Below are 7719 nucleotides of genomic sequence, written 5' to 3' on the forward strand. Positions count from 1 at the left end.
CGAGGCCGAGCCAGCCGGCCACCCGCAGCGACCACACCACCGGGCGCCGCTCGGCGCGGGAGAGCAGGGCCGGGCCGGCCAGCGCCGCGCAGGCGCCGGCCGCGAACTCCCAGAGCCGGCTGCCGGTGGAGAAGTAGGCGAGCGGCGCGGAGGTGGCCGTCCAGCGCAGGCAGAGCGCCAGTGAGACGCCGCCGACGGCCACCGTGGCGAGGGTGATCGCGAGGGTGCGGCGGCGCCCGTGCAGGTAGCGGGCGAGGCCGAGCAGCAGCACGCCCCAGAGCAGGTAGAACTGGTTCTCCACGCCCAGCGACCAGAAGTGCTGCAGCGGGCTGGGGTCGTGTTCGGCGGCCAGGTAGTCGGTCTGCTGGCCGACGAAGCGCCAGTTGGCGAACTGTCCGGCGGAGGCGATCAGGTCGCGGGCGAGGTCGGTGCCGCGCAGCGGGTCGAGCAGGGCGCCGCCGGCGACGGCGGTGGCGACGAGCACGGTGGCGGCGGCGGGCAGGATGCGCCGGGCGCGGCGGGCGGCGAAGTCCCACAGGCCGAGCGGGCGGCCGACGAGCAGGCCGGTGATCAGGAAGCCGGAGATGACGAAGAAGACGTCGACGCCGACGAAGCCGCCGGTCAGGCCGGGGACGGCGGAGTGGAAGGCGAGGACGGAGAGCACGGCGACGCCGCGCAGCCCCTCGATGTCGGGGCGGAAGGCGGTGCGCCGGCGGGCCTGCCCGCTCTCGGCGACGGTGGCGCGCTGCGGGGCGGCGAGTTCCCGGTCGACCCGGACGACGCCGGGCAGCAGGTCGACGCCTGGGCCGGACGCGGCGGAGGTCGGAGCGGAGGGCTGGACGTCAGCGGAAGAGGAGGACGACGACGGTGGTGGTACGGCCGTTGACACGGCGGTGCTCCTTGCAGGGCTGGCAGCGGTTTGTCGGGCCCGCCGGGCCGATGGGGCGGCCGGGCGGTGTCCGCGCCGGTGGGGCGACGCGCAAGGAAACGCAACAGGCAGGTGTTGCAGTGGAAGTGACGGTCCGTCAGAAGATCAGTGGGTCGGCCCAGCCGGAGGCCAGCAGCCCGCACAGCAGCAGTGCGGCGGTGACGGCGACGGCCTCGGCCCGTCCGAACCCGAGGTCGGAGCGGCCCGGTGCGGGCGCGGCGACCTCACCGACGGCGGCGCCCTTGCCCCCGTTGGTCCCGTTCAGCAGCGGCCACAGCTCCCGGATCAGCGGGACCATGGTGTAGGTGGTGAGCGCGAGCAGCCCGGCGAGCGCCCAGTACGGCCGCCAGCCGTACAGCAGCGCGGCCCGGACCAGCCCGGCGGCGCCCGCGAGGACGACGAGCCCGAGCCAGGCGACCCCGATCCGGGCGACGGCGCGGGCGAGCGTGCTGCCGCCGGAGACGGCGCCGGTGGGCACCCAGTCGGCGGAGCGGCGGCGCAGCGCGTGCGCGATGGCGACCACGTGGCAGAGCCCGCCGAGGAGTTGGACCCGGGTGACCTCGAAGCGCCAGCGGGTGCGGGACATCGCGGGCAGCAGCACCAGGGCGACCCAGATCGGCGGCAGGAACGGCAGCACCTGCCAGGGCTGGATCTCCTCGGGCCGGAAGAACAGCATGATCAGGGCGGGCAGCGGCACGGCGAAGACGTTCACCGCGCTGGTGACGTAGCCGAGGATGCCGTTCCAGAAGCAGAGCCGGGCGGACTTCGGCAGCGGGCCGCGGCGGAAGTCCGGGTCGCGGACGAGTGCCAGGGAGCCGAGGCACCAGCGGTACTGCTGGCTGATGAAGGCGGGCAGGCCGGTGGGCGACATGCCCTTGGCGACCAGCGCGGGGACGTAGCGGGTGGACCATCCGGCGCGGGCGAGGGCGAGGCCGGTGTAGAGGTCCTCGCTGTGGTCGATCTCGGCGAAGCCGCCGATCCGCTGCAGCGCGGCGCGGCGGTACAGGGCGTTGGTGCCGCAGCAGACGGTGCCGTCCTGCGCGTCCCGGGAGGGCTGGATCCAGCGGTAGAAGATCTCCTGGGTCGCTCCCGCGGCGCGTTCGAGCCAGGACATGTCGGCGTCCGTGTCGAAGCACTGCGGGCTCTGCACGATGCCGACCCCGGGGTTGTCGAGGTAGGGCACCAGGTGGTGCAGGAAGTCGGGGCGGGGGCAGAAGTCGGCGTCCAGGACGGCGACGATCTCGCCGGTGCCCTCGGCCAGGCCGTGGTTGAGGTTGCCGGCCTTCTTGAACCGGCCCCGGTCGGGGCGGGCGTGGTAGCGGAAGCCGTAGGACTCGGCGAGTTCGCGCACCTCGGGGCGGCCGGCGTCGTCGAGGACCAGGACGGTCAGCTCACCGGGCCACTGGACGGCCGCGGTGTACCGGTAGGCGTTGTCCAGGACGGCCAGCGGTTCGCCGGCGGTCGGCAGCAGCAGGTCCACGCTCGGGGCGCGGGCGGGGCTCCAGGCGCGCAGCAGCAGGTCGTGCGAGTCGCGGGTGAAGCGCCGGGCGCGCTGGCCGTCGGTGAGCGAGAGCAGCCAGGTGGCCGCGTTGAGCACGGTGAGCACCAGGAAGGGCCAGAGCAGCGGCTTGCTGAGGGCGAACAGGCCGAGCGTGGCGGTGGCTCCCGCGTAGGAGAGGGTGGCGCAGAGCAGCACCCAGCGGCGCTGCGGGCCGAAGTACCAGTAGAGCTCCTCGTCGTCGGGCGGGCTGGGCAGCCGGTGGTTGTCGGGGTCCGCGGGTGTCCGGCGCGGACCGGTGTCGGGTGCGGGCATGGCGGTGCCATGGAGAACGGGCATGCGGAAATGGCCCCCCTGGGCAGCGGACGGAACGTGGCCGTTCGCGCTCAGCCTCTCACATTGGCCTAGACCAATAATGAACGAGGTATGACATCTCCGCATCGCCCCAGCTCAGCGAGTTGACGGCGGATCACCTGCGGAAACCCGGTCCAGCGGAACTGAACCGAACCCCGAGGACGGGCCGTTTCCGAGGCCGTCAACCACCGGTACGACTACTGGTACGACCGCCCGGACGACCCGGCCCCGGCTCCCACGCAGCCGTCAACTTCCGTACACAGACGTCAATTCCCCGCAGACTCCGCCTTCAACTCCTTGACGAGGTGCGCGAACCGGAGGTCCGGCCGCCGCGGGATGCCGAAGCGCTCGTCCCCGTACGGGAACGGGCTGAACTCGCCGGTGCGCCGGAAGCCGCGCCGCTCGTACCAGGCGATCAGCTCGGCGCGCTGCTCGATCACCGTCATCTCCATCGCGCCGACGCCCCACTCCTCGCCCGCCACCCGCTCCGCCTCGGCCAGCACGGCCCGGCCGATGCCGCCGCCCTGGAGCCCGGGACGCACCGAGAACATGCCGAAGTAGGCCAGCCCGCCGCGCCGCTCCAGCTGGCAGCAGGCGACCAGCTCGCCGTCCCGCTCGGCGAGCAGCACCACGCCGTCGGGGTGGCCCACGGCCTCGGCGACGGCCTCCGGGTTGGTGCGCCGGCCGCCCAGCAGGTCCGCCTCCGTGGTCCACCCGGCCCGGCTGGAGTCGCCCCGGTAGGCGGACTCGACCAGCGCGACCAGCGCCGGGACGTCGGCGGGCGTGGCGGGCCGGAACACGGGCTCCCCGGCGGGCCGGGCGGAGTCGGTGGCGGTCTCGATCATGGCTGGTCTCTCCTCACGTGCAGGGGGCCGCCCGTGGTGGCCGGCCCGCGGGCATCGTGCCACAGCGCCCCCGCCGCACCCGGCGCCGCCTCCGCTGCCCGCCCCTCCCCCGACCCCTCTCCCGGCCCCTCCGTCGCCCCCGCCCCGGGGCCGGCCGCACCGGCAGAACCGGCAACGCCGGTTGCCGGTCATGGCGTTCCGACCGAGGTGACGTGCGTTCACCATGTGAAAAAAGATGCCTGGTGGCGGTGCCAGGTACATGGCTACTCTGCGGTACGGCCGGTCAGACCCCGGCCGAACCGGGTCATTTCGACCTTCCCCACGCTCGGACCAGAGGAGTGCTCATGCCCCGCTCTTCCCGCTCCGCCCGCACCACGGCCACCATCGCGAGCACCGCCGCGAGCACCGCCGCGGCCGCCAGACCGGCCCGCCGCCGACTGCCCGCACTGGCCGCCCTCGCCGCCGCGACCGCCCTGGTCGCCGGTGCCGCCGCCCCCGCGTACGCGGCCGACCCCGCCCCGGTCGCCCCCCTCGCCGAGGGCCGTCCCGGCTTCCACCCCGAGCAGGACTTCGCCGGCTCCACCGTCGCCGCCCGCGAGGGGCGAAGCACCGCCGCCCCGTTCGCCTCCCTCGCCGCCACCCAGACCCCGGGCCTGGACGTCTCCGGCTACCAGGGCAACGTCAACTGGTCCTCGGTGGCGGCCAACGGCGCCAAGTTCGCCTACGTCAAGGCGACCGAGGGCACCGGCTACACCAACCCGTCCTTCGCCCAGCAGTACAACGGCTCATACAACGCCGGCCTGGTCCGCGGCGCCTACCACTTCGCGCTGCCGAACGCCTCCTCCGGCGCCACCCAGGCCAACTACTTCGTCAGCCACGGCGGCGGCTGGTCCGCCGACGGCAAGACCCTGCCGCCCGCGCTGGACATCGAGTACAACCCCTACGGCGCCACCTGCTACGGCCTCAGCCAGAGCGCCATGGTCAGCTGGATCCGCGACTTCAGCAACACCGTGCACTCCCGCACCGGCCGCTACCCCACCATCTACACCACCACCAACTGGTGGAGCCAGTGCACCGGCAACAACGGCGGCTTCGGCACCACCAATCCGCTCTGGATAGCCCGCTACGCCTCCTCCGTCGGCACCCTGCCGAACGGCTGGGGCTACCAGACCTTCTGGCAGTTCGCCGACTCCGGCACCTTCCCCGGTGACCAGAACTACTTCAACGGCGCGGCCGACCGCCTCCGCGCCCTCGCCCTGGGCTGACCCCGCGGAAAGGGCGTCGCCCCCGGCCTGGACCGGGGGCGACGTCCGGGATGTACGGATGTCCGGGCTCAGCCGTCGATGCGGTGCTGGCTCCAGAAGGAGCTCAGGTCCACCGTGGTGGCGGCCTGGGCCGCGGCCTTGAACTCCGCGGTGGTGGAGACGCCGTACCAGTGCGCCTGCGCGTAGTTCCGCAGCAGCGTGGTCATCGCGCTGTCGCCGATCGTCCGGCGCAGGTCGTGCAGGGCGCACTTGCCGTAGCCGTAGACGACCGTCGAGTAGCGCGAGGAGTTGGCGTCCCAGTACGCCATCGAGTTGGTGATCCGCTCCGCCGAGGACGCCCAGGAGACGCTGTTCCAGCAGCCGTTGCCGGTCTTGCCGAGGGCGAGGTCGGTGGCGTAGTCGGTGAAGGCCTCGTCCAGCCAGGGGCCGTTGTACTCGTCGTCGCCGACGATGCCGTACCACCACTGGTGGCCGATCTCGTGGGTGAGCGCCGTGGTGCTGACCAGGTCGAGGACGAAGCCCGGGTACTCCATGCCGCCGAACCAGAAGTTGTTGTCGAGCACCGCGTCCAACTCGCCGTACGGGTAGGCGCCGAAGCGCTGGGCGTGGGCGTCGACCGCCGAGGTCGCGGTGGAGAGCATCGACTGGGAGTCGGCCGCGCTGATGCCCGCCACCGAGTAGACGTTGACCTTCACCCCGGCGGCGGAGGTGCCGGAGATCTTCGTGAACGGCCCGGCGCCCCAGGCGAAGTCGCGCACCTTGCTCGCGGTCGCCTTGGTGACGGTCCGTCCGGCCGTGCCGGGGGTGTCCACCGAGGTGCCGGTCGCGGGCACCAGCAGACCGCTCGGGTGGTCCAGGGTGACGGCGAAGTCCGCGGCCACCGAGTAGAAGGACTCGCCGTTGTTGGTGTACGGGTCGAGGTGCCAGCCGGCCGCGTCCCGTATCGCGAGGACGGGCAGGGCGTTGCCGAGGAAGTTGTACGCGCCGTCGTGGCCGAAGCGGTCCGCGCCGCTCGGCACGGTGATGCCGAGGTCGAAGGCGACGGTGCCGCTCTGGCCCTGGGCGAGCGGGGCCGGCAGGGTGATCTTGAGCGCGGTGCAGTTCACCGTGAGCGGTGAGGGCGTGCCGCCGGTCACGTTGGTCACCGTGATCGGGGTGCTGGGGCAGCTGCCGTGGGCGTTGTCCCACAGCCGCAGGTACACCTCGTTCAGCGGGTCGGGCGAGGCGTTGGTGAACGTCACGCTCTCGTGCCCGGTCCAACTGCCGCCGGAGGAGTCGCTGGTGAGGCCGACGGTGTACGCCGGCGCGACCGGGGTGCGGGTCGGGTCGCCGGGCTGGGGCGACGTGCCGCCGCCGGAGACGTCCAGGGTGACGTCGTCCAGCACGAAGCTGGTCTGCAGGCTGGCGTCCTCAACGCCGGTGAAGGCGAGCGTCACGGACTGGCCGGCGAAGGCGGAGACGTCGAGCGTCCTGTGCACGTACCCGGCCTTCGCGTCCAGGTTGGAGTAGGTGGCCAGGGTGGTGGAGCCGAGTTTGACGGTCAGCTTGTCGTACGCGGTGCTGCCGGTCGTCTCGGCGGTGTCGACGTGCAGCCAGAACCCGAGCGTCGCGGTGCCGCACCCGGCGGGGAGGGTGACGGACTGCGAGAGCGTGTCGGTGTGGCTGGAGCCGTAGCCGTCGAGCCAGGCGTAGGAGCTGCCGGAGTGGGCGCTCTGGCCGGTGTCGGCGGTGATCGCGCCGCTCGGCGCCGACCAGGACGAACCACCGGACTCGAAACCGCCGTTGGCCACCACCTGGGCGGGTGTGCAGTCCGCGGCGCTCGCCACATTGGGGGTGGCGAGCGCCGCGAGGCCGGTCGCCGCGAACAGGGCGGCGCCGGTCAGGGCAGGGAGGAGTCTTCTCATCGGAGCCTCTCGTGGGGAGCGGGCCGGGAGCAGCAGCGTGACAGCAAACCCGCACCTTTGAAAGGCTCATGACATGAGACGCATACGCCTCACCCCACCCGACGGCAGCCCTACCGCAGCACCGGGAGCACCGCCTCGGCGCTACGGCCGGTCGCCGCCTCGATGAAGGCCACCGGGTCGGCCACCTCCGCCAGCAGGGCACGGGTGAAGTGCAGCGCCCCCTCGGCGGGCGGCGGGCCGCCGACGGCCGCGATCAGGTCGAGCAGGTGGACGGTCGCCTCCATCAGCGCCACCTCGCCGAGCGCGCCGACCGTCACGCTGCCGAGCAGCGGGTGCGCCACCGTGGTCCCCGGCGGCAGGTCCGCGAGGCCGGCCAGCGCCGCCGGGCCCTCGACGCCGAACCGGGCGATCAGCACGGCGGGTTCGGCCACCTCGGCGGTCCGCTTCGCCGCCTCGGCGACCTGCCCGGCGGCGGTGTGGGCGATGCCGCCAGGCCGGTTGTAGGCCCGCAGGATGCCGGCCCCGTCGGCCACCTCGGCCGGCGTGTCCAGGACGGCCGCGCGCAGCCCGGTGAACATCTCCGGCACCGGCGCCACATGCGCGAACAGCTCCCGTACGGTCCACTCGGGCAGCCGGGTGGGGCGGCCCCAGTCCTCGGCGGCCAGGGCCGCGCCCCGCTCCGCCCAGGAGGTCCAGGCCTCCGCCAACAGCACGCGCACGGGATCGTTCTGACTGTTCATCGGCTCTCCTCGGGACGGTGATCACGGGATCGCCCCACGCTATCCCGGGCCCGCGGAAAGCCGTTTGCCACCCCCGCCCCGGGCCGTCACCATCGACCCATGACCGGCCCCGCCACCCGCCCGCTGCCCGTACCCGCCGCCACCCGCCCGGCCCCGGTGCACCGTGCCGCGCTGGAGGAGTTCGG

General features: G+C 73.4%; 6 protein-coding genes. 1 reads left to right on the forward strand and 5 read right to left on the reverse strand.

The features are described 5' to 3' along the window. The 3 genes from AE652_RS30020 to AE652_RS30030 all read right to left on the reverse strand — a co-directional run. Positions 1–889, reverse strand: an 889-nt coding sequence (locus tag AE652_RS30020; protein ID WP_049657163.1) for an acyltransferase, incomplete at its 3' end; no start/stop codon positions are given. A 136-nt stretch (positions 890–1025) separates the two neighbouring features. Beyond that, positions 1026–2765, reverse strand: a complete 1740-nt coding sequence (locus AE652_RS30025; RefSeq protein ID WP_369808342.1) for a glycosyltransferase — start codon at positions 2763–2765, stop codon at positions 1026–1028. Positions 2766–3046: 281 nt separating this feature from the next. Beyond that, positions 3047–3625: a GNAT family N-acetyltransferase gene (locus AE652_RS30030; RefSeq protein ID WP_049657166.1), complete on the reverse strand. Its 579-nt coding sequence runs from the start codon at positions 3623–3625 to the stop codon at positions 3047–3049. Positions 3626–3969: 344 nt separating this feature from the next. On the opposite strand from AE652_RS30030, the gene AE652_RS30035 reads away from it, so the two are divergent. Beyond that, positions 3970–4890, forward strand: a complete 921-nt coding sequence (locus AE652_RS30035; protein WP_082346066.1) for a lysozyme — start codon at positions 3970–3972, stop codon at positions 4888–4890. A 68-nt stretch (positions 4891–4958) separates the two neighbouring features. Here the strand turns inward: AE652_RS30035 and AE652_RS30040 are convergent, their stop codons facing one another. Then, positions 4959–6794: a M1 family metallopeptidase gene (locus AE652_RS30040; RefSeq protein WP_049657167.1), complete on the reverse strand. Its 1836-nt coding sequence runs from the start codon at positions 6792–6794 to the stop codon at positions 4959–4961. A gap of 110 nt (positions 6795–6904) precedes the next feature. After that, the gene (locus tag AE652_RS30045) at positions 6905–7534 is read right to left on the reverse strand and encodes a maleylpyruvate isomerase N-terminal domain-containing protein (RefSeq protein ID WP_049657169.1); all 630 of its coding nucleotides are present in this window, start codon (positions 7532–7534) and stop codon (positions 6905–6907) included. Positions 7535–7719: the final 185 nt, after the last annotated feature.

The organism is Kitasatospora sp. MY 5-36 (genome assembly GCF_001182915.1).
In the GTDB taxonomy this organism is placed as follows: Bacteria; Actinomycetota; Actinomycetes; order Streptomycetales; family Streptomycetaceae; genus Kitasatospora.